Annotated in this window: 23 protein-coding genes; 12 read left to right on the top strand and 11 right to left on the bottom strand. The window is 71.7% G+C overall.

Annotation, left to right across the window (positions count from 1 at the left end):
• Nucleotides 1-77 precede the first annotated feature (77 nt).
• The gene (locus tag ACQEWB_RS12640) at nt 78-989 is read right to left on the bottom strand and encodes a rhomboid family intramembrane serine protease (protein WP_432830180.1); all 912 of its coding nucleotides are present in this window, start codon (nt 987-989) and stop codon (nt 78-80) included.
• Nucleotides 990-1,090: 101 nt separating this feature from the next.
• On the opposite strand from ACQEWB_RS12640, the gene ACQEWB_RS12635 reads away from it, so the two are divergent.
• Both ACQEWB_RS12635 and qcrB read left to right on the top strand, forming a co-directional pair.
• On the top strand, nt 1,091-1,813 hold the full coding sequence (locus ACQEWB_RS12635; protein WP_432830178.1) for a vWA domain-containing protein: 723 nt from the start codon (nt 1,091-1,093) through the stop codon (nt 1,811-1,813).
• Nucleotides 1,814-1,924: 111 nt separating this feature from the next.
• Nucleotides 1,925-3,574 carry a cytochrome bc1 complex cytochrome b subunit gene (qcrB, locus tag ACQEWB_RS12630; protein WP_432830176.1) on the top strand — a complete coding sequence of 550 codons (1,650 nt, stop codon included), beginning with the start codon at nt 1,925-1,927 and terminating at the stop codon, nt 3,572-3,574.
• On the opposite strand, the gene ACQEWB_RS12625 is transcribed toward qcrB, so the two are convergent.
• Both ACQEWB_RS12625 and ACQEWB_RS12620 read right to left on the bottom strand, forming a co-directional pair.
• Nucleotides 3,549-4,619 (bottom strand): acyl-CoA dehydrogenase family protein, encoded by a 1,071-nt coding sequence (locus tag ACQEWB_RS12625; RefSeq protein ID WP_432830174.1) that lies wholly within the window; start codon nt 4,617-4,619, stop codon nt 3,549-3,551. The two genes, qcrB and ACQEWB_RS12625, sit on opposite strands and share 26 nt — an antisense overlap.
• Nucleotides 4,619-5,758: an acyl-CoA dehydrogenase family protein gene (locus ACQEWB_RS12620; RefSeq protein WP_432830172.1), complete on the bottom strand. Its 1,140-nt coding sequence runs from the start codon at nt 5,756-5,758 to the stop codon at nt 4,619-4,621. Before ACQEWB_RS12620 ends, ACQEWB_RS12625 begins: the two co-directional genes overlap by 1 nt.
• Before the next feature lie 60 nt (nt 5,759-5,818).
• Between ACQEWB_RS12620 and ACQEWB_RS12615 the strand changes: the two genes are divergently transcribed.
• From ACQEWB_RS12615 to ACQEWB_RS12605, 3 genes are read left to right on the top strand one after another with little or no spacing between them, the layout of a single operon-like run.
• Entirely contained in the window at nt 5,819-6,610 is a 792-nt protein-coding gene (locus ACQEWB_RS12615; protein ID WP_432830170.1) for an SDR family oxidoreductase, read from the top strand.
• Between the two features lie 15 nt (nt 6,611-6,625).
• Nucleotides 6,626-7,237 (top strand): TetR/AcrR family transcriptional regulator, encoded by a 612-nt coding sequence (locus ACQEWB_RS12610; RefSeq protein ID WP_432830168.1) that lies wholly within the window; start codon nt 6,626-6,628, stop codon nt 7,235-7,237.
• 26 nt (nt 7,238-7,263) lie between these two features.
• Nucleotides 7,264-8,421 (top strand): acetyl-CoA C-acetyltransferase, encoded by a 1,158-nt coding sequence (locus tag ACQEWB_RS12605; protein ID WP_432830166.1) that lies wholly within the window; start codon nt 7,264-7,266, stop codon nt 8,419-8,421.
• A gap of 4 nt (nt 8,422-8,425) precedes the next feature.
• Here the strand turns inward: ACQEWB_RS12605 and ACQEWB_RS12600 are convergent, their stop codons facing one another.
• The 5 genes from ACQEWB_RS12600 to ACQEWB_RS12580 are packed head-to-tail and all read right to left on the bottom strand — an operon-like array spanning nt 8,426 to nt 12,462.
• Nucleotides 8,426-9,067 (bottom strand): SIMPL domain-containing protein, encoded by a 642-nt coding sequence (locus ACQEWB_RS12600; protein WP_432830164.1) that lies wholly within the window; start codon nt 9,065-9,067, stop codon nt 8,426-8,428.
• The gene (locus ACQEWB_RS12595) at nt 9,064-10,128 is read right to left on the bottom strand and encodes an NAD(P)H-dependent flavin oxidoreductase (protein ID WP_432843776.1); all 1,065 of its coding nucleotides are present in this window, start codon (nt 10,126-10,128) and stop codon (nt 9,064-9,066) included. Before ACQEWB_RS12595 ends, ACQEWB_RS12600 begins: the two co-directional genes overlap by 4 nt.
• The gene (locus ACQEWB_RS12590) at nt 10,128-10,847 is read right to left on the bottom strand and encodes a CoA-transferase subunit beta (RefSeq protein WP_432830162.1); all 720 of its coding nucleotides are present in this window, start codon (nt 10,845-10,847) and stop codon (nt 10,128-10,130) included. Before ACQEWB_RS12590 ends, ACQEWB_RS12595 begins: the two co-directional genes overlap by 1 nt.
• A complete protein-coding gene (locus ACQEWB_RS12585) occupies nt 10,844-11,680 on the bottom strand; it encodes a CoA transferase subunit A (RefSeq protein WP_432830160.1) in 837 nt (278 codons plus the stop codon). The genes ACQEWB_RS12590 and ACQEWB_RS12585 overlap by 4 nt, the downstream gene beginning before the upstream one ends.
• Nucleotides 11,677-12,462 (bottom strand): enoyl-CoA hydratase family protein, encoded by a 786-nt coding sequence (locus tag ACQEWB_RS12580; RefSeq protein WP_432830158.1) that lies wholly within the window; start codon nt 12,460-12,462, stop codon nt 11,677-11,679. Before ACQEWB_RS12580 ends, ACQEWB_RS12585 begins: the two co-directional genes overlap by 4 nt.
• A gap of 54 nt (nt 12,463-12,516) precedes the next feature.
• On the opposite strand from ACQEWB_RS12580, the gene ACQEWB_RS12575 reads away from it, so the two are divergent.
• Together ACQEWB_RS12575 and ACQEWB_RS12570 are read left to right on the top strand one after the other, a co-directional pair.
• Entirely contained in the window at nt 12,517-13,257 is a 741-nt protein-coding gene (locus tag ACQEWB_RS12575) for an SDR family oxidoreductase (protein WP_432830156.1), read from the top strand.
• A gap of 1 nt (nt 13,258) precedes the next feature.
• Nucleotides 13,259-14,164 (top strand): SDR family oxidoreductase, encoded by a 906-nt coding sequence (locus ACQEWB_RS12570; protein ID WP_432830154.1) that lies wholly within the window; start codon nt 13,259-13,261, stop codon nt 14,162-14,164.
• Nucleotides 14,165-14,257: 93 nt separating this feature from the next.
• Here ACQEWB_RS12570 and ACQEWB_RS12565 read toward each other — a convergent pair whose 3' ends face one another.
• Nucleotides 14,258-14,938 (bottom strand): hypothetical protein, encoded by a 681-nt coding sequence (locus ACQEWB_RS12565; RefSeq protein ID WP_432830152.1) that lies wholly within the window; start codon nt 14,936-14,938, stop codon nt 14,258-14,260.
• A 64-nt stretch (nt 14,939-15,002) separates the two neighbouring features.
• Between ACQEWB_RS12565 and ACQEWB_RS12560 the strand changes: the two genes are divergently transcribed.
• Nucleotides 15,003-15,488: a CGNR zinc finger domain-containing protein gene (locus tag ACQEWB_RS12560; protein ID WP_432830150.1), complete on the top strand. Its 486-nt coding sequence runs from the start codon at nt 15,003-15,005 to the stop codon at nt 15,486-15,488.
• A 29-nt stretch (nt 15,489-15,517) separates the two neighbouring features.
• On the opposite strand, the gene ACQEWB_RS12555 is transcribed toward ACQEWB_RS12560, so the two are convergent.
• Nucleotides 15,518-16,411 carry a hypothetical protein gene (locus tag ACQEWB_RS12555; RefSeq protein ID WP_432830148.1) on the bottom strand — a complete coding sequence of 298 codons (894 nt, stop codon included), beginning with the start codon at nt 16,409-16,411 and terminating at the stop codon, nt 15,518-15,520.
• Between the two features lie 184 nt (nt 16,412-16,595).
• Between ACQEWB_RS12555 and ACQEWB_RS12550 the strand changes: the two genes are divergently transcribed.
• Nucleotides 16,596-17,393 (top strand): S1 family peptidase, encoded by a 798-nt coding sequence (locus tag ACQEWB_RS12550; RefSeq protein WP_432830146.1) that lies wholly within the window; start codon nt 16,596-16,598, stop codon nt 17,391-17,393.
• Nucleotides 17,394-17,400: 7 nt separating this feature from the next.
• On the opposite strand, the gene ACQEWB_RS12545 is transcribed toward ACQEWB_RS12550, so the two are convergent.
• Nucleotides 17,401-19,158: a glycoside hydrolase family 35 protein gene (locus tag ACQEWB_RS12545; RefSeq protein ID WP_432830143.1), complete on the bottom strand. Its 1,758-nt coding sequence runs from the start codon at nt 19,156-19,158 to the stop codon at nt 17,401-17,403.
• A gap of 120 nt (nt 19,159-19,278) precedes the next feature.
• Between ACQEWB_RS12545 and ACQEWB_RS12540 the strand changes: the two genes are divergently transcribed.
• From ACQEWB_RS12540 to ACQEWB_RS12530, 3 genes are all read left to right on the top strand, one after another.
• Nucleotides 19,279-20,169, top strand: a complete 891-nt coding sequence (locus ACQEWB_RS12540) for a helix-turn-helix domain-containing protein (RefSeq protein ID WP_432830141.1) — start codon at nt 19,279-19,281, stop codon at nt 20,167-20,169.
• An 11-nt stretch (nt 20,170-20,180) separates the two neighbouring features.
• Nucleotides 20,181-20,531: a chorismate mutase gene (locus tag ACQEWB_RS12535; RefSeq protein WP_432830139.1), complete on the top strand. Its 351-nt coding sequence runs from the start codon at nt 20,181-20,183 to the stop codon at nt 20,529-20,531.
• 141 nt (nt 20,532-20,672) lie between these two features.
• Complete coding sequence (locus tag ACQEWB_RS12530) at nt 20,673-21,221, top strand: response regulator (protein WP_432830137.1); 549 nt, start codon at nt 20,673-20,675, stop codon at nt 21,219-21,221.
• The last annotated feature ends 8 nt before the right edge of the window (nt 21,222-21,229 follow it).

Raw genomic sequence — 21,229 nt, 5'->3', positions numbered from 1 at the left:
ACTGACGGCGCCTGCCCTCAAGTCCCCGACCGGACGACGGGCAGGCGCCGTTGCCTTTTCGGCCCGGACTCGGCCGCTCACACCGTCAGTTCCGCGACCTTCGCCATCGTCACGATGACCAGCAGCGCCAGCAGGGCGACGCACGCGCCCGCCTGGACGAAGGGGCGGCGCTTGTCGCGGGGGGCGTAGGCGTACGCCACGGTCACCACGGCGCCGGACAGCAGGCCGCCGAGGTGGCCCTGCCAGGACGTGGCGATCGCGGAGATCACCAGCCACAGCAGCAGACCGGCCATGAAGCGGTTGACCTGGTCCATGTCGGCGCCGAGCCGGCGGGCCATGACGTAGTACGCGGCCCCCAGCCCGAAGATCGCGCCGGACGCGCCGACCGTCGGGGTGTCCGGCGCGAGCAGCAGTACGAGCACCGAACCGCCCAGTGCCGAGAGGAAGTAGAGGGCGAGGTAGCGGATCCGGCCGAGCTGGGACTCGACCACGCGGCCGATGTTCCACAGCGACAGCATGTTCATCACGATGTGCAGGATCCCGAACGTCCCACCGGTGGGCGGCAGATGCAGGAACGCGCCGGTGAGCAGCCGGTACCACTCGCCGTCCACGACACCTTCGAGGTGGTAGTAGGAGGAGTAGCCGGCCTCCCACATGTAGTGGCCGCCGTTCTCCCCCTTCAGCCCGCGGCCCAGCATCTCGAAGCGGTCCACGATCCCCGGCCGTACCAACTCGCCCGCATAGGCGAGCACGTTGAGCGCGATCAGCGTGTACGTCACCACGGGTACGGTCGAGATCCGGCCGCCGAAGGCCGTACGTGCCTGCCGCACCGACCGTGCGCCCTCCTTCACGCACTCCACGCACTGGTGGCCCACGGCCGCCTCCCGCATGCAGTCGGGGCAGATGTACCGGTCGCAGCGGGTGCAGCGGAGATGGGACTCCACCTTGGGATGGCGGTAGCAGGTGGTGACGGTGGACTCGGAATCCACGGCCGGCTCCTCGGGGGTGGGAAGTGGGGCGGACGGTGAGCCGGTGGGGGCGGCGGCGAACAAAATAACGAACACCGGTGACTGGTGGGAAAGTAGGGGCCATGGTTGCGATCAGTCTCAAGAAGGTCGAGGAGACCGCGCCCGCGCTGGTCAGCCTCTACAAGAGCGCCGGGGCCTCGCTCGGCAGGCACGGGCTGGACGGTCTGCGGGCCGCGGTGTACCTCGTGGTCGACTACTCGGGGTCGATGAAGCCGTACTACCAGGACGGTTCGGTGCAGGCCCTTGCCGACCGGGTGCTGGGTCTGTCCGCGCACCTCGACGACGACGGCCGGGTGCCGGTGGTCTTCTTCTCGACCGACGTCGACGCGGAGACCGACATCCAGCTGGCCGAGCACGAGGGCCGCATCGAGAAGATCGTGGCCGGGCTCGGGCACATGGGCAAGACCAGCTACCACCTGGCCATGGACGCGGTCATCGACCACTACCTGGACAGCGGCTCGAAGGAGCCCGCCCTGGTCGTGTTCCAGACCGACGGCGGCCCGATCAACAAGCTCGCGGCGGAACGGTATCTGTGCAAGGCGGCGAAGCTCCCGCTGTTCTGGCAGTTCGTGGGCTTCGGCGACCCCGGCAGCAAGCAGTTCGACTTCCTGCGCAAGCTCGACGAGCTGGCCGTACCGCACAAGCGGGTCGTGGACAACGCCGGCTTCTTCCACGCCGGCGCGGACCCGCGCAAGGTGCCCGACGCCGAGTTGTACGACCGCCTGGTGGGGGAGTTCCCGAAGTGGCTGGTGGCCGCGCGGGCGGAAGGGATCGTACGGCCCTGACCGGAGCCCGCGGCCTCGCGAGCCGGTGTCACTCGCACGGCCGCACGCACCGTTGGCTTGGCCGGGGCATCGTGTCACCCTGAGGTTGATCCGGCGGGAGGCGACGAACGTATGGACGGCGCACGAACGGGGAACGAGGCGGCCGGCTCCGCACGCAGGGAGCCGCCGGGCACGGGCGAGAAACTCGCCGGCTGGGCCGACGGGCGACTCGGCCTGTACTCGCTGGCCAAGGCCAACATGCGCAAGGTCTTTCCGGACCACTGGTCCTTCATGCTCGGCGAGATCTGCCTCTACAGCTTCATCATCCTGATCCTCACCGGGATCTACCTCACCCTGTTCTTCGAGCCGAGCGGCGTCGAGGTGATCTACCACGGCTCGTACGTGCCGCTCAACGGTGTCAGCATGACCAGGGCGTACGAGTCCACCCTCGACATCAGCTTCGACGTGCGCGGCGGGCTGCTGATCCGGCAGATCCACCACTGGGCGGCGCTGGTCTTCGTCACCGGCATGCTGGTGCACATGATGCGGGTGTTCTTCACCGGCGCCTTCCGCAAGCCCCGCGAGGTCAACTGGCTGTTCGGCTGGACCCTGCTGATGCTCGGCATCATCACCGGCCTGACCGGCTACTCGCTCCCCGACGACCTGCTGTCCGGTACCGGCATCCGGTTCGCCGACGGCGCCATCCTGTCGCTCCCGATCGTCGGGACGTACCTGTCGATGTTCCTGTTCGGCGGGGAGTTCCCGGGCCACGACATCATCTCGCGGCTCTTCCCGATCCACGTCCTGCTGCTGCCCGGGATCATGCTGGGCCTGGTGGTCGCCCATCTGATCCTGGTCTTCTACCACAAGCACACCCAGTACCCGGGGCCCGGCCGCGACCAGAGGACGGTCGTCGGCATGCCCTTCCTGCCGGTCTACATGGCCAAGGCGGGCGGCTTCTTCTTCCTCGTCTTCGGCGTGCTCGCGATCATGGGCGGCATCGCCAGCATCAACCCCGTGTGGGCCTTCGGGCCGTACCGCCCCGACCTGGTGACGACCGGCGCCCAGCCCGACTGGTACCTCGGCTTCTCCGAGGGCCTGATCCGGGTGATGCCGGGATGGGAGATCAACCTCTGGGGCCACACCCTGGAGCCCGGCGTCTTCATCCCCTTCTCACTCTTCCCGCTGATCCTGCTCGCCCTCGGCGTCTACCCGTTCATCGAGGCCTGGGTCACCGGCGACAAACGCGAGCACCACATCCTGGACCGGCCGCGCAACGTGCCCGTGCGCACCGGCCTCGGCGTGGCCTGGCTGGCCCTGTACGCCGTCCTGTTGATCGGTGGCGGCAACGACATCGTGGCCACGCATCTGCATCTGTCCATCAACTCGATCACCTGGTTCGTGCGAATCTCCGTCTTCGTGATGCCGGTGGCGGCCTTCCTCGTCACCAAGCGGGTCTGTATGGGCCTGCAGCGGCGGGACCGGGACAAGGTGCTGCACGGCAGGGAGACCGGTCTCATCCGGCGGCTGCCGAACGGGGAGTTCGTCGAGGTCCACGAGCCGCTCGGGCAGGGGCAGTTGCACACGCTCACGCAGCACGAGCAGAGCCCGCCGTACGAGCTCGGGCCGCTCGTCGACAAGAACGGGGTGCGCCGGCCGGTGACGGTCTCCGAGCGGGTGCGGGCCCAGCTGGCGCGGGCGATGTTCGGGGCCGACGCGCAGATCGCGAAGCCGACGAAGGAGGAGTACCGGGAGCTCACCAGCGGCGACCACCACCACTGACCACGACGGCCCGGCACTCCCGCGGGCCGCCCCAGGCGGTGCGCAGGGCACGGGCCTTGGTGAGCCAGAGCGACAGCTCGTACTCCGCCGTGTACCCGATCGCGCCGTGCAACTGAAGCGCGGTCCGCGCGGTGGTGTACGCCGCCTCGCAGGCCGTGACCTTGGCCGCGGCGACGTCGGCCGGGTCCATCGTGAGCGCGGCGCCGAACAGCAGCGGACGCGCGAACTCCAGGGCGATCTTCGCGTCGGCGAGCCGGTGCTTGACGGCCTGGAAGGACCCGATGGCGACGCCGAACTGGGTGCGCTGCTTGACGTGGGCGACGGTTCTGTCGAGGAGCGCGAGACCTACGCCGAGGGCCTGGGCGGCGGTGGCCAGGCGGGCGTGGGCGAGGGCGCGCTCGACGGGTGGATCGGGCGTGAGGAGTTCACCGCCCGGTGCGAGGGGGGTGAGGCGGCGGGCGGGGTCGAGGGAGGGGCGGACCGGGCCGTGGCCGGGGGCGAGGCGGAGACCGTCGGCCGCGAGGGCCAGGCGGGTGGTCGCCGCGTCGCCGTCGAGGGCGAGTCGAGTGGCCGTCGTCGCGTCGCCGGCCAGGGTCGGGCGGGTGGCCGCCATCTCGCCGGCCAGGGTCGGGCGGGCGGTCGCCACGTCGCCGGCCAGGGCATACGGCGACTCCTGGGCCACGGTGGCCATCGCCTCGCCGGAGGCCAGAGGCGGCAGCAGGCGCTTGGCGGCGGGCTCGGCCTCGGCCTCGGAGAGCAGCGCCGCCGCCATGACCGTCTCCACCAGGGGCCCTGGCACCGCGTACCGCCCCAACTCGACGAAGCCGACGGCCAGTTCGACGGGCCGGACGCCCAGTCCGCCGTACTCCTCCGGTACGGCCAGCCCGAAGGCGCCCGCCTCGGCGATACGGCCCCACAGCGCGCGCCCGCTCGCGTGCTCGCCGCGGCTCCAGTCCCGTACGACCGAAGGCGTGTCCGCGGCCGCCAGCATCGCGCCCAACGAGTCGGCGAACGCCCGCTGTTCGGTGTCGAGCAGGAAGCGCATCACCGGCGTCCCTTCGGGAGGCCGAGCAGGCGCTCGGCGATGATGTCGCGCTGGATCTCGTTCGCCCCCGCGTAGATGGGGCCGGCGAGGGAGAAGACGTAGCCCTCGGACCAGTCGGTGTCGGCCAACTCGCCTTCCCCGCCCAGCAGATCCAGCGCCGTCTCGTGCAGCGCGATGTCGTACTCGGACCAGAAGACCTTGTTCATGCTGGACTCGGGGCCGAGGGCGGCGCCCTCCAGGACGCGGGAGGCGGCCGCGTAGGTGAAGAGGCGGTAGGCGCGGGCGCCTGTCAGGGCGTCGGCCACTCGGTCCTGCGTGTGCTGCGGGCTGCCCCGCTCCTCCCAGAGCCTGGCCAGTCTGTCCGCCGCCGCGAGGAAGCGGCCGGGGGAGCGCAGCATCAGGCCCCGTTCGTTCCCCGCCGTCGACATCGCGATCCGCCAGCCCTCGCCCGGCTCCCCTATGACGTCCGTGTCCGGCACGAACACCTCGTCCAGGAAGAGCTCGGCGAAGGCCGGCTTGCCGTCGAGGCGGCCGATCGGGCGGACCGTGACGCCGGGTGCGCGCAGGTCGAACATCAGGTAGGTCAGGCCCTGGTGGGGTTTCGGGGTGTCCGGGGCGGTGCGGAACAGGCCGAAGGCGCGGTCGGCGAAGGCGGCCCGGGACGACCACGTCTTCTGGCCGCCGAGCAGCCAACCCCCCTCCGTGCGCACGGCCTTCGACTTCAGGGACGCCAGGTCGGAACCGGCCTCCGGCTCCGACCAGGCCTGCGCCCACACCACCTCGCCGGTGGCCATCGGCGGCAGCACCCGCGCCCGCTGCTCCTCCGTGCCGTGATCGAAGAGCGTCGGCGCGAGCAGGCTGATGCCGTTCTGTCCGACCCGGCCCGGCGCGCCCGCCGCCCAGTACTCCTCCTCGAACACCAGCCAGGAGATCAGCCCGGCCCCTCTCCCGCCGTACTCCACCGGCCAGTTGACGACCGACCAGCGGTCCGCGGCCAGCTCCGCCTCCCATGCGCGGTGCGCCGCGAAGCCCTCCTCGGTCTCCAGCGACGGCAGGGGCACCTCCGGCACATGCGCCGCCAGCCAGGCCCGGGCCTCGGCGCGGAAGGCCTCCTCTTCCTGCGTGAAGGCGAGATCCATGGAGCGCCGTCCCTTCGGCAGACCTTCCCTAACAAGTGTTTGGTAGGTTAGCGTGGCCCCATGACAGGCGTCGAGGGTCCTGTGTACGAGCCGGGGCACGGGCTGCTGAAGGGGCGCACCGCCGTCATCACCGCGGCGGCGGGCGCCGGCATCGGCGGTGCGACCGCGCGGCGCTTCCTGGAGGAGGGCGCGCGCGTGGTCATCAGCGACGCGCATGTGCGGCGGCTCAAGGAGTACGAGGCGTCGCTGGCCGGGGAGTTCGGCGCGGAGTCGGTCGTGGCGGTGGCGTGCGACGTGACCGACGAAGGGCAGGTCGGCGCGCTCTTCGAGGCGGCCGTGCAGGAGCACGGGCGGCTGGACGTCGTCGTCAACAACGCGGGGCTCGGCGGCACTTCGGACCTCGTCGACATGACCGACGAGCAGTGGTCACGGGTGCTGGACGTGACGCTGAACGGCACGTTCCGGTGCACCCGGGCGGCCCTGCGGCTGCTGCGGGACGGCGGACGCGGCGGCGTGATCGTCAACAACGCCTCCGTGGTCGGCTGGCGCGCCCAGGCCGGGCAGGCCCACTACGCCGCCGCGAAGGCCGGAGTGATGGCGCTGACCAGGTGCGCGGCGATCGAGGCGGCCGGATTCGGGGTGCGGGTCAACGCGGTCTCGCCGAGCCTCGCCATGCACCCGCACCTGGCGAAGGTGACCACGCCCGAACTGCTGGAGGAACTCACCGCGCGCGAGGCCTTAGGGCGGTACGCGGAGCCCTGGGAGGTGGCCAACGTGATCGTGTTCCTGGCCTCCGGCTACTCCTCGTACATGACCGGAGAGGCCGTCTCCGTCAGCAGCCAGCACCCGTAGGACGAGAATGGGACCGTGCCGACCAAGAAGAAGCCCCAGGTGACCGCCGCACCCGCGCGGCGGCGCGAACTCCTCGACACCGCCGCCGAGGTCTTCGCCGAGCAGGGCTACAACGCCACCACCGTACGCAAGATCGCGGACCACGCGGGCATGCTCGCGGGCAGCCTCTACTACCACTTCGACTCCAAGGAATCGATGCTGGAGGAGATCCTGCGCACCTTCCTCGACGAGCTCTGGGACGGTTACGACGCCGTCCTGGACGCCGAGTCAGGTCCGCGCGAGACCCTCGAAGCGCTGGTCACCGAGTCGTTCCGGGAGATCGACCGGCACCGGGCCGCCGTCGCGATCTACCAGAAGGAGAGCCGGCAGCTGGCCGTGCAGGAGCGGTTCGCGTTCCTCGCCGAGTCGCAGCGCAGGTTCGAGAAGGCGTGGCTGTCCACGCTGGAGCGCGGGGTCGCCGCCGAGGTGTTCCGGGCCGACCTGGACGTCCGCCTCACCTACCGGTTCGTGCGCGACACCGTGTGGGTGGCCGCGTCCTGGTACCGGCCGGGCGGACAGCACAGCCCGGAGGAGATCGCCCGGCAGTACCTGTCGATGGTGCTGGACGGGATCGCCGTACGCATCTAACTCATAGCGGAGTCAGGGGAGTCGCCATGGCCGAGGCATACATCGTCGACGCGGTCCGTACGCCCGTCGGGCGGCGCGGGGGAGGGCTGAGCGGGGTCCATCCCGCGGACCTCGGCGCGCACGTGCTGAAGGAACTGGTGGCCCGCTCGGGCGTGGACCCGGCCGCCGTCGAGGACGTCGTCTTCGGCTGTCTGGACGCGGTGGGGCCGCAGGCCGGGGACATCGCACGGACCTGCTGGCTGGCGGCCGGGCTGCCCGAGGAGGTGCCGGGCGTGACGGTCGACCGGCAGTGCGGGTCCTCGCAGCAGGCCGTGCACTTCGCGGCGCAGGGGGTGCTGTCCGGCACGCAGGACCTGGTGGTCGCGGGCGGTGTGCAGAACATGTCGATGATCCCGATCGCCTTCGCGACCCGGCAGGCCGCCGAGCCACTGGGCCTGACCGGCGGTCCCTTCGCGGGGAGCGAGGGCTGGCGGGCGCGGTACGGGGACCAGCCGGTGAACCAGTTCGTGGGCGCCGAGATGATCGCCTCGAAGTGGGGGATCAGCCGCCAGGACCAGGAGGAGTTCGCGCTGCGCTCGCACCGCCGGGCGCTGCGGGCCATCGACGAGGGGCGCTTCGAACGCGAGACCGTGGCCTACGGCGAGGTCGCCGTCGACGAGGGCCCGCGCCGGGACACCTCGCCGGCGAAAATGGCCGGCCTCAAGCCCGTCCTCGACGGCGGCACCATCACCGCGGCCTGCTCCTCGCAGGTCTCCGACGGCGCGGCGGCGATGCTGCTCGCCTCGGAACGGGCGGTACGCGAACACGGGTTGCGGCCCCGCGCCCGCGTCCACCACCTCTCCGTCCGTGGCGAGGACCCCATCCGCATGCTCTCCGCGCCGATACCGGCCACCGCCCACGCCCTGAAGAAGACCGGCCTGACCATCGACGAGATCGACCTCGTCGAGATCAACGAGGCCTTCGCGCCGGTCGTCCTGGCCTGGCTGAAGGAGACCGGCGCGGACCCGGAAAGGGTCAACGTCAACGGCGGCGCGATCGCCCTCGGCCACCCCTTGGGCGCCACCGGCGTCAAGCTGATGACGACCCTGCTGCACGAACTGGAGCGCACCGGCGGCCGGTTCGGGCTACAGACCATGTGCGAGGGCGGCGGTCAGGCGAACGTGACGATCATCGAGCGGATCTGACTGCTCAGCGGCCGAGCGAGAACCCCAGCAGCACGCCCGCCGACACCTCCACCATGCCCGGTGCGAGGTCGCCCGCCGAGTTGCCGCCGCCACCTCCGTGGCCGCGGTACTGGTGGAACTCGTACGACTCGGAGTCCACGTCCTGGATGTGCACCACCGGCCCCAGCGGCACCCCGGTCGCCTCCGTGTACACCTCGGCCTTGCGCCGGGCGGCCGCCACCGCCTTGCGCCGGGCCTCGTCCCGCAGCGCGGGCTTGTCGTGTACGTCGAAGTCGACGCTGTCGATCTGGTGCGCCCCGGCGTCGACCGCGTCCACGATCAGCTGCTGGAGGTCGTCGAGCGCCTCGGTCTCGATGACGTACGAGGCCGTGCACCGGTAGCCGAGGAACTTCCGCTCGGCGCCGTAACCGGCGTAGTCCGAGCTGAGCTTGAGCCGGGAGCCCGACACCGACGCGTCGGCTATCCCGTGCCCGCGCAGCACCTCCCGCAGCCGCGCCACCGCAGCGCCCGCCCCCTGAAACGCCTTGTCCGGCAAGGGTTCCAGCACATCGACCGACAACTTGACCCGCACCAGCTGCGGTTCCACCCGAACGCTGCCCGCCCCGAACACACTGAGCCCCCAGGGCTCCCCGATCGTCTCCGTCATGCGCGCATTGAAGCACCGCCCTTCGCCAACTCGCCGATGATTTCCTCCACTTGGGCCATCACCCCGGCCACCAGCTCCGCGCAGGACGGCAGGTCCTCGATCACCCCGGCCACCTGACCGCTCGCCATCACCCCGAGGTCCGTACGCCCGTCCACCATCGCCGACTTCAGCAGCATCGGCGTGTTCGCGGCGAGCAGCACCTGACTCCAGGACAGCTCCTTGCCGTGCTTGAGGGCGAGCCCGTCGCGCACCATCTGCCGCCAGGTGAGCCCGGACAGCTTCCGGAACCCGGCCGCCCGGCGCACCGCGTGCAGCAGAGCCCTCGCGCGGCCGGAGTTCTCCAGCCCGTCCACCAGCTCGGTGCGCAGCATCCGGTGCGGCAGCCCGTCCACCGCCGTGGTCACCGTGACGTCCTTGACCGTCGCCGCCAGATACCTCGCCTTCACCGCGTCCGGCACCGTCGAGTCGGAGGTCAGCAGGAACCGCGTGCCCATCGCGACCCCCGCCGCCCCGTACGCCAGCGCCGCCACCAGCCCCCGTCCGTCGAAGAAGCCCCCCGCGGCCACGACCGGTATCCGCACCGCGTCCACCACCTGCGGCAGCAGCACGGTCGTCGCCACCTCACCGGTGTGCCCGCCACCCTCCCCGCCCTGCACGATCACCGCGTCCGCACCCCACGCCGCGACCTTCTCGGCATGCCGCCGGGCGCCGATGGACGGGATCACGACCAGCCCGGCCTCCTTCAGCTCCGCGATCAGCTCGGGGGAGGGCGCGAGGGCGAAGGACGCCACCCGCACCCCTTCCTCGATCATGATCCGCACCCGGTCGCCGGCATCCGACGCGTCGGCCCGCAGATTGACCCCGAACGGCGCGTCCGTACGGGACCTGACCTCCCGTATCGCCTCCCGCAGCCGGTCGGTCGTCATCGTCGCGGAGGCCAGGATGCCCAGCGCCCCCGCGTTCGCCGTCGCCGAGACCAGCCGCGGGCCCGCCACCCACCCCATCCCGGTCTGCACGATCGGATGCCGGACCCCGACCAGCCGGGTGAGCGCCGTCTCCATCACGAACCGACCTCCCGGGAGCGGGAGTTCGCCGGGTCGATGACCTCCCGGATGAGCCGCAGCTCGTCGGGGCCGGGTTCCCGGGTCGGCGGCACCTGGTCCGGGACCGTCAGCTCGAAGGCGGTCGCCTCTCGCACCTGCTCCACCGTGACCCCCGGGTGCAGCGAGGCCAGCCGCATCGAGTGGTCCGGGGTCGCGAAGTCGAAGACGCCCAGGTCGGAGACGACCCGCGGGATACGGTGGAAGCGGGCGCCGGCCGCATGGTCGTACCCGACCCCGCACACCACGTCGACCTTCTCGACGAACACCCGCCGGGAGTGCCTCGGCACCCAGTAACTGGTCGGGTTGTTCAGCGTGTTGACCGGCGCGCCCCGCATCCCGAGCAGCTGCCGCTTCGGCCGCTCCCAGTCGCCGATGCACGAGATGTTCTGGTTGCCGAACCGGTCGATCTGGCTCGCCCCCATCATCACGTGTCGCCGCCCGGTCGTGACCAGGTCCAGATGGGCGCGGTACGGCAGCCAGCCCTCGACCGTGCCGTCGAGACCGACCAGCAGCGCCTCGCCGTCGGTCAGCAACAGGTCCGGCGCGAAGGTCCGCTTGGCGAGCCGCGCCCCCACCGAGGGGATCAGCCCCATCGGGCTCGCGAGGATCTCACCCGCGTCCCGCCAGGCGTCGGCGCAGGCGATCACGCAGTACTCGGCGCGGGTGACGGTGGTCATGACCCCTCCCTGACGGCGGACCGGTACGCCTGCTCGTCCCCGGCCAGGTACCTGGCCGCGAACTCCGGCCACGGCGTGGTCGCGTACGTCTTCTGAAGAGCCTCGTCCCGCCCGTAGTCGGGTACGCAGGACGTGAAGTGCGCTCCGTTCGGCGCCTCCACGACCCCCGTCACGGTGTGGCGCTTCACCAGCAAGGTCTGCGGCGCTGCCTCCTTCGTCAACTCGGCCGTGTCGACGACCCGTTCGCACGACAGGTACGCCGCGTCCGCCGCCTCGCAGAACAGGTCGTCGAAGTACGGGTCCGGGCCCAGATACTGCCCGTTGCCCAGCCGGTCGGCCCGGTTGACGTGCACCAGGGCCGCGTCCAGCCGCAGCGCGGGCATCGCCACGAACGTCTCGCCGTCCTCGTACGGCGAAGTCACCGTCCGCAGAGCCGGGTTGACCCGCAGCACGTCCGAGCCGAGTCCCGCCCGGATCGGCAGGAAGGGCAGCCGGTGGGAGGCGGCGCGCAGTCCGGCCAGGAACATCGCCTCGTCGACCTCCATCAGCTCGAAGGCGCCGCGCTCACGCGCCGCGCGGTAGTGCGGTTCGAGCGGGATCGAGTCCAGGGTGACGAAGGCGGCGACCAGTTTCCGTATCCGGCCGGCCGCGGCCAGCATCCCGACGTCCGGGCCGCCGTACGACACCACGGTCAGATCGGTGATCCCCGACCTGAGCAACGCCCGCACCAGGGCCATCGGTTTGCGGCGCGAACCCCAGCCGCCGATGCCGAGGGTCATGCCGCTCTCCAGCCGGGAGACGACCTCCTCGGCGGTCATCGTCTTGTCACTCACGCCTGCGCCCCCTTCTGCTCCCCACCGAAGGTGTCCCGACCGAAGGTGTCCCGGACCCGGTCGGCCACCCCGACCGTGCTCGCCTCGTACGTGAAGCCCTGCTCGAAGCGGTAGCTGCGGCGCACGTCGACCGGATCGATGCCGTTGATGGCAGCCTTCGCCAGCCGCAGCAGCTCCCCGTCCTTGGCGGCGATCTCGCGCGCCAACTCCAGCGCCGCCGCGCGCAGTTCGGTACGCGGCACCACGCGCCACACCGAGCCGTGCGCGTGCAGCTCGGCCGCGGTCGCCGTGCGCGAGGTGTAGTACAGCGCGCGCATCAGGTGCTGCGGGACCAGCCGGGCCAGATGCGTGGCCGCGCCCAGGGCGCCGCGGTCCAGCTCGGGCAGCCCGAAGGCGGCGTCCTCGCTCGCCACGATCACGTCCGCGTTCCCCACCAGGCCGATGCCGCCGCCCAGGCAGAAGCCGTGTACCGCCGCCACCACCGGGACCTCGCACTCGTACACCGCCGCGAAGGCCTCGAAACAGCCGCGGTTGGCGCCCACCAGCGCGCTCGACCCCTGCGCCTGTATCTCCTTGATGTCCACGCCCGCGTTGAACCCGCGCCCCTCCGCGGCCAGGACCACGCACCGCACCCGCGGGTCGCGGCCCGCCGCGCGCACCGCGTCGGCCAGTGCGTACCAGCCGCGCACCGGCAGCGCGTTCACCGGCGGGAAGTCGACCGTGACGACGGCGATTCCCTCTTCGTCGGACCCCTTTTCCGGGTACGAGGTGGAGACACCCATGGCCGCATCAGCTACCTTTCCACCAAACGTTTGTTAGGTGGAGGGTAGCCGCCAATGGAGCTGAACGGGAAGGTCGCCGTCGTCACCGGCGGCACCCGGGGCGTCGGCGCCGGGATCGCGCAGGCCTTCGCCGAGGCCGGTGCGGAGGTGGTCGTGTGTGCGCGTCGACCGCCCGAAGTCCCGCTCAAGGGCGTCGAGTTCGCGCCCGTGGACCTGCGCGACCCCTCCGCCGTACGCGCCTTCTTCGGCGCCCTGACCCGGCTCGACGTCCTCGTCAACAACGCGGGCGGCGGGCCCTACCGCCGGCTGGCCGACGCGGACGCCGAACGGCACGCACGCGTCGTCGAGTTGAACCTCCTCGCCCCGCTGACGGCTTCGCTCGCCGCGTACGAACACCTCAGGCGCGCGAAAGGCTCCGTCGTGATGATCGGCAGCGTCAGCGGCAGCCGGCCCTCGCCCGGCTCGGCGGCGTACGGGGCGGCCAAGGCCGGGCTGGAGAACCTCGCCCGCTCGATGGCCGTGGAGTGGGCGCCGGACGTCCGCGTCAACACGCTCGTCGTCGGCATGGTCCGTACCGAACTGGCCCACCTCCACTACGGCGGCGAGGAGGGCGTCGAGGCGGTCTCCCGCACGGTGCCGCTGGGCCGCCTCGCGACCCCCGCCGACATCGGCGCGGCGGCCGTCTTCCTCGCCTCCGACGCCGCCTCCTACATCAGCGGGGCGAGCCTGCTCGTGCACGGCGGCGGGGAGCGGCCGGCCTTCCTCGACGCGGCAACCGCCAACAAGGAGACGTGAGATGAGCGGAATCTGCGCGGGACGGGTCGTCGTGGTCACCGGCGCCGGACGAGGCCTCGGGCGGGCGCACGCGCTCGCGTTCGCGGCGGAGGGCGCACGGGTCGTGGTCAACGACCTCGGCGTCGGACTGGACGGCGCGCCCGGCGCCGGCAGCCCCGCCGGGCAGGTCGTTGACGAGATCCGCGCGGCGGGCGGCGAGGCGGTGGCCCACGGCGGCGACATCGCGACCACCGAAGGGGCCGCGTCGCTGGTGGCGGCCGCCCTGGAGGCGTACGGCCGCCTCGACACGCTCGTCAACAACGCCGGTTTCCTGCGCGACCGGATGCTCGTCAACCTCGACGAGGACGACTGGGACGCCGTACTCCGCGTCCACCTCAAGGGCCACTTCCTGCCACTGAAACACGCGGCCGCGCACTGGCGGGCGGAGGCCAAGGCCGGTCGGGTGCCGGTGGCCCGGATCGTCAACACCAGCAGCGGAGCAGGGCTGTTGGGTTCGGTCGGGCAAGGGAACTACAGCGCCGCGAAGGCGGGCATAGTGGGGCTGACGCTGGTCGCCGCGGCCGAACTCGCCCGCTACGGCGTCCAGGTCAACGCGATCGCGCCGGCCGCCCGGACCCGGATGACTGAACGGGCCTTCGCCGAGACGATGGCGGCGCCCGCGGCCGGCTTCGACGCGATGGCCCCCGAGAACGTGTCGCCCCTCGTCGTCTGGCTCGGCTCCGCCGCGAGCGCGGGCGTGACCGGGCGGGTCTTCGAGGCGGAGGCCGGCCGGATCACCGTCATGGAGGGCTGGCGGCCGGGCCCGACCGCCGACAAGGGGGCGCGCTGGAGCCCGGCCGAGGCGGGCGAGACGGCACTCAAGCTCCTCGCGGAGGCCGAGGTTCCGGGAGCGGTGTACGGGGCGTAGCGCCTGATCCGCCGTACCCTGCCTGGGGCTGGGGCTGGGGCTGGGGCTGGGGCTGAGGCTGAGGCTGGGGTCGGGGCCGACGCACCCGGCGGATCAGACCTCGGACAGGAGCCAGCCGATGCGCAGCTCCTCCGCGCCCGGGCGGGACGTCCGCAACAGCTCGGCGCGCTCGGGGTCGTCCTCGGGAAGGTGGTCGGCGAGGAGGGCCTGTGCGGCGACCGTCTGGGGCCGGGCGCCGAGCGCCGCGCGCAGGTGCAGCGAGCGGCGCAGCATCGCGAGCCGCTCGGCGGGCTCCTTGTGCGGTGCCAGGTGCCGGATGATGTAGGACTCGAAGTAGCCGTCGCCGGACTCCGTCGCGACCTCGAGGGCCGTCTCGTACAGCGGGAGGGCGCCGGCCGGGTCCTCGTCGATGTTGTCCAGCAGGACGGCCCAGTGGTACTCGGCCCAGGCGCGCGTCATCTCGTCGCCGCTCTCGGCGGCCGCGCGGTAGCCGGCCTCGGCCACGGCTCGGTCGTCGGGGCGGGCGTCGCGCCCGAACAGCAGGCGGCTGTAGGCCAGTCGAGCCGTCAGCAGGTGCGCGGTCGGCGATGCGGGATCGAGTGCCGCGACCGCCTTCTCGGCCTCCTCGTGACCCTCCATCCGGAAGAACCAGCGGTCTACGGCGATCTCCGCCCGCAGCTCGGGATCGGCGTCCGGGCCCAGGACGGCGAGCGCGGCATCCCACTCCCCGAGAAGCTGCAGGCGGCGTGCCGTGTAGGTGTCATCGGTTAGCATGACGCCTACATTAGGAAGCGGCGATGTAGGTGGTCAAGTGCAATACGGTGACTACATTGGGAACGTGACGCGGCTGGCCGTCGAGCTGGCCAACACCGGGACCCTCGATCGGGACGGCGAACTGGTCGCCGTGTTCTTCGAAGAGCACGAGGTCACTCCGCCGGAGGGCGGCGACTACGGCGAACTGCCGGACCTCGTGCGCACGGCCCTGGCGGAGACGGTCGACCGCGCCGCCCCCGAAGCGGTGCACCGCCTGCTGCGCGACTATCCGCCGGAGATGCACCTGTCCGACCACGACGGCGACTGGCACGTCCACTTCAGCCGCAACGGCACCCCGGCGGAGCGCTGGGTCGGCCAACTGATCGCCGCCAAGCTCGCCCTCGTCGTGGCCGGCGATCCGGCCGTGACGCTGGGGCGGTGCGCCGCGGCCGGGTGCGAGAACTACTTCGTGGACCAGTCACGGAACCGGACACGCCGCTTCTGTTCCAACGCGTGCGCGAGCCGGACGACGGTCGCGGCGTACCGGGCCAGGGCGGCGAAGGACTCCTAGCGGAGCCATCGGCGGAAGCGAGAGGCCGCTTACGTGTCGCACTCCAACACCGTCCGGCACAGCCCGCACCGCGCCCGCATCCTCCCCTTCACCGGCACCCGGATCCGCTGCTGGCAGGTCGGGCAGGGGAACGACACCCGTAGTGGACCCCGGCCGTCGGGCGTGAAGGCGTACGGGGTCTCCGGGTGCGGAACGGGGGAGTGGTCCTGGGCGTGGCGGCGGTCGCGGGCGTAGCGGCGGCGGCCCGCCCAGCCGGCCGCCGTCAGCGGCGGTTGCTGTTCGTCGCGGCGGGCCATCGCCATGCCCCGGGTGTACGCCTCGTACGCCTGCGGGCTGGTGAACCACACGGACGGGTCCTCGCCGAAGACCAGGGCGCGCTTGGCCAGCACGTAGCCGAACTCCTCCGGGGTGAGGTAGCCGAGCTTCTGCGAGGACGCCGCGTCCTCACGGAAGGCGTCCAGGAGGAGCCAGCCGGCGCCGAGATACGTCGTCGCCGTGTCCGTGAGGATCTCGTTGTCCCGGGTGCCCGGGAAGGACAGGTCCAGGCGGTGCAGATAGACGTGCATCACCTCGTGGGCCAGCGCGGCCCCGATGTCCCGACGATGGCTGCGGAAGCGGTCGTTCAGCTCGACGAAGTACTCGGGACCCGCGGCCAGCTCCACGTTGGCCGCATGGGTCATCTCCCGGAAGCCGACGATCATCCGGGCGTCGGGGAGCCGGTAGTGCCGGACCAGCTCGCGGGCCACCCGCTGGGCCCCCAGATGGAGATCGTCCGTGTCGCAGAAGGCCACGTCGGCCGGGGCCACGCTCGCCGAGAAGGACTGGATGGTGTCGTACGACAACCGTTTGTAGAGCGCGGTGATGGCGGCCCGCACCGTCTCCAGGTGTGGGTAGCCGTGCTCGACCGGTCCGCCGTTCGCCACGCCCGACCCCCAAGACGCCCTGAACCCGATTCCACTCTACGGGGAGCCGAGCGGATTTTCCCTGGCCGGGTTCCGCGGCCCCGGCGTGAGATCCGTCCTTGTCATGCCCGCTACTTGATCTTCATATTGATCGTCGGATCCATCTGCGTCTTCTGCCACTCAACCCCCCAAGAAAGGACCCACGTTGACGTCCATCACCCCCGGGAGGCGCCGTCGGCCCCTGGTCCGGCGCGCCGCGGCCGTCGGTGCCGTCGCCCTCGCCGTCGCGAGCCTGGAACCCGTCGCCGCGGCGCAGGCCGCGCCGTCGCCCGTCGTCGGAGGAACGCCCGCCGCGCAGAACGAGTTCCCGTTCATGGTCCATCTCTCGATGGGCTGCGGCGGGGCGCTCTACAAGAAGGACGTCGTACTGACCGCCGCGCACTGTGTGGGCGGTTCCGGCAGCACCACCCGCATCACCGTCACCGCCGGTGTCACCGACCTGAACTCCACCTCCGCGATCAAGGTGAAGTCCACCAAGGTCAAGCGTGCCCCCGGCTACGACGGCAAGGGCAAGGACTGGGCGCTGATCAAACTCGCCCACCCCGTCAACCTGCCGACCCTGAAGATCGCCACCAACAGCCGCTACAACCGCGGTGTGTTCACCGTCGCCGGCTGGGGCACGACCAAGGAGACCAGCCACACCGGCTCCACCAAACTCCTCAAGGCCACCGTCCCCTACGTCCCCGACAGCATGTGCAGGTGGAACTACGGCAACCGGCTCACTCCCAAGGACGAGCTCTGCGCCGGTTACCCCCAAGGTGGTGTCGACACCTGCCAGGGTGATTCCGGCGGCCCCATGTTCCGCAAGGACGACGCCGATCACTGGATCCAGGTCGGCATCGTCAGCTGGGGCGACGGCTGCGCCCGCCCGGGCGCGCCCGGGATCTACACCCAGGTCGACACCTTCGCGGGCGACATAGCCCGGGCGGCGGCAGCGCTCTAGAGCCGCTCTACACGCTCACCAGGCGTACGGCGGCAGGTCCGGCGGAGTCCGTCCCCTCCAGTTCCAGCAGCCACACCTCGTTGTCGCCCTCCCGCAGTACCGGCCCGGGGACGTACAGCGACTGCTGCGGTCCGGCCGACCAGTAGCGGCCCAGGTTGAAGCCGTTGACCCAGGCGAAACCCCGGGTCCAGCCCGGGAGTTCGAGCAAGGCGTCGCCCGCGCCGGCGACCGTGACGGCGCCCCGGTACAGCCCCGGGGCGCCGTCCTCGCCGAGCGGCTCCAGGGCGACGGCCCCTATGTCGTCGAGTGCGTCCAGGCGCAGCCCACGCGCGCGTACGTCGTGCAGGTACTGCCGTTCGTGCAGCAGGCCCCCGGTGATGCCCTTGGGTTCGCCGCTGCGCGGCCCGTAGTTGACCCGCCCCAGGGACTCCACCCACAGCTCCACGCGCGCGTGCCCGGCGACCGGCTCCTTGAGCTCCTCGTCGCCCTCGGCGAGCACCCCGGCCCGCTCCCCGTCGACGTACACCACCGCCAGGTCCCGCAGACCGCGCGCGATGAGCGGGTACGGCTGCCGCGGACCCGGAATCGTCGCCGCGTACCGCACCAGGCCCCGGTCCACGTCCAGTTCCTCGAAGGTCGGCGGCACAGGAGCCGCCGTCTCCGGGCCGCCGAGCGTCTCCAGTACGGTGTCCAGGGACGCCCGGCCCGTCAGGGTCACGTCGGCCGCCGCGCCCAACCGCGGGGGTGCGGGCGGGAGTTCGGGCAGCGGGCCCTCCGCGTACTCGGCGAGCACCTCGCGGAAGCGCCGGAACTTGTCCGTCGGCTTTCCGAACTCGTCGATCGGGGCGTCGTAGTCGTAGGACGTCACGTCGGGCTCCAGCGGGCCGTCGTGCAGCGCGCCACCGCCCCGGTTGGCGCCCGCCCAGCCGGCGAAGTTCGTACCGCCGTGCGCCATGTAGATGTTGACCGAGGCACCGCACTCCAGGACCTCGCGCAGGGCGGCCGCCGCGTCCTGCGCGTCGCGGGTGACGTGCCCGGCACCCCAGTGGTCGAACCAGCCGCACCAGAACTCCATGCACATCAGCGGCCCCTCGGGCCGGTGCCGGCGCAGCGTCTCGAACGCCTCGCGCGCCTGGGAGCCGAAGTTCACCGTGGCGAGCACACCGGGGATCGAACCGCCGGAGAGCATGTGGTCCTCCGGGCCGTCCGAGGTGACCAGCGGGACGGTGACGCCCTTGTCCCGCAGCAGCTCCACCAGCCGGCCCAGGTACTCCGCGTCGGAGCCGTAGCTGCCGTACTCGTTCTCGGCCTGCACCATCAGCACCGGGCCGCCCCGGTCGATCTGCCGCTCCACGACCTGCGGCAGCAGCGCGTCGAACCAGCGCTCCAGGTGCGCCAGGAAGCGTTCGTCACGGGTACGCGCGCGCGTGCCCAGCTCGCCGGTCAGCCAGTGCGGCAGCCCGCCGTTCTCCCACTCCGCGCAGATGTAAGGGCCGGGCCGCACGATCGCCCACAGCCCCGCCGCCCGGGCCGCGTCCAGGAAGCGCCCCAGGGCGCCCACATCCTCGTAACTCCCCGGCCTCGGCTCGTGGAGGTTCCACGGCACGTACGTCTCCACGCAGTTGAGGCCCATGGCGCGCAGCATCCCCAGCCGGTGCTCCCAGTGCGCCTCGTGCACCCGGAAGTAGTGCAGCGCGCCGGACAGCAGCCGTACCGGCCGCCCGTCCAGCAGGAAATCCGTGTCCCCCACCCTGAAGTCGCTCATACGCCCCAGCCTCACCCCTGGCGGTGATCACCGTCCATGGACAAAGATCGGCGCTGCTTGGACGAAAACGACCGGTACGGCGACGGCCGGGACCGGAGCGGCGCCGGAAGGAGCGCGTCGATGTACCACACCTGGATGCGGTTCTTCACGCCCGGACCGGCCCACCACCGGCTCGGCCTGGTCTGCCTCGGCGTCGGCCTCCAGTACGGCGCGCTGCCCACCGTCGGCCCGCGCACCCTCGACCACCACGTCGCCGTCGTCATCAGCGCGGGCGGCGGCTGGTACCTGGCCCCCGACGGACGCCGTACGACCGTCACCGCACCCGCACTGCTCTGGCTCACCCCCGGAGTCCCGCACCACTACGCGCCCGACGCCGGCGCCGGCTGGGACGAGGGGTTCGTGGACTTCGCCGGGCCCGCCACGGTCACGTACACCGAACTCGGCTACATCGAGCCGGAGCGGCCCGTGGTGCCCCTCTCGGACGCCGCCGGCGCGCGTGCCGTCATCGGCCGTATCGCGCGCGCCGCCCGCCGCGGCAACCCCCTCCTGGAGGTGGAGACCGGCGCCGCCGTCCATGAGCTCCTGGTCGCCCTGCGCCGCGCCCGTGCCGACCTCGCCCCCGACGGCGACCCGGTCCTCAAGGCCCTCGCCCGCGACGCCTGTCTGCCGCTGTCCGTCGCCGAGCACGCCGCCCGCAACCACATGACCCCCGCCGAACTGCGCACCGCCGTCCGCCGCGGCGCCGGATGCAGCCCCAAGGACTACCTCCTCGGCATCCGCCTGGGCAGAGCCAAGGAGCTGCTGGCGGCCACGGAACTCCCGGTCGCCGCCGTCGCCCGCCGCGTCGGCTACGACGATCCGGCCTACTTCTCCCGCCTGTTCACCCGCCGCGTCGGCACGGCCCCGGTCCGCTTCCGCGCCCAGCAGGGCCGCGCCGTCCCCGGCGGTTGGAGCAACCAGGTCCCCGACCCCGACGATCCACCCATGATCGGGCCGGCGCCCGCCCCGTAGGCTTGGCGCCCATGACCACCAGCAACAACGCGACCGGTGACGTCGACCCCGCGGTCCGTGAGGAACTCGCCCGGCTGCGCGACAGCATCGACAACATCGACGCGGCCGTCGTCCACATGCTCGCCGAGCGCTTCAAGGCCACCCAGCAGGTCGGCCACCTCAAGGCCGTGCACCAGCTGCCGCCCGCCGACCCGGCCCGCGAGGCCCGCCAGATCGAGCGCCTGCGCACCCTCGCCGAAAGCGCCAAACTGGATCCGGCGTTCGCTGAGAAGTTCCTGAATTTCATCATCGCCGAAGTGATCCGCCACCACGAGCGCATCGCCGAGGACACGGTGAACGGCGCCGCAAAAACGGCGAATTGACCTCGGTGATTACCGCCGGGGGCGTGACAGGAGCGCCCGCGCGGGGCATGCTGCGCTGTGCACTCCTTGTCAGCTGACGAGCACACCGCGTCAGCGCATCGGTCATAAGCTGGTTGTCCCATGCGGGAGGGACGTCGGGCCATGCCGGATGCCAAGATCCTCATCGTCGACGACCATGAGGACACGTTGTACGCGCTGGAGAGCGCCCTGGCCCCGCTGGGCTACCTGCTGGGCCGCGCCACCAGCGGCGACGAGGCGCTCAAGCAGGTGCTCCGCGGCCAGGTCGGCCTCCTGCTGCTCGACGTCCGCATGCCCGGCGTCAGCGGCCTGGAAGTGGTCCGCTACATGCGCCGCGTGGAACAGACCCAGCACATCCCGGTCGTCCTGCTCACCGGCTTCGGCCCGGACCACGAACTGACCTCCGCCGCCTTCGGCCTCGGCGTCGCCGACCTCGTCATGAAGCCCATCGACCCCTGGGCGCTGCGCACCAAGGTCCGCTACCTCTACGACTCCCACCGCCGCCACCTCGCCCTGGAGCAGGAGATCCGCGACCTGCGCGCCCTGGTCAAGGGCCAGAGCGTCGCCGCCGAACCCGCACCCCGCGGCGCGCTGCCGCACCCGGACGCGCGCGTGCCCGTCCAGCGCACGCCCGAGGCGCACGACGGGGAGTTCGAGCAGGACCGGACATAGGGCGCGTA

Source organism: Streptomyces sp. CA-249302 (genome assembly GCF_050936785.1).
In the GTDB taxonomy this organism is placed as follows: domain Bacteria; phylum Actinomycetota; class Actinomycetes; order Streptomycetales; family Streptomycetaceae; genus Streptomyces.
Note: the sequence above shows the minus strand (reverse complement) of the source record. Positions and strands in the feature narration are given on the sequence as shown.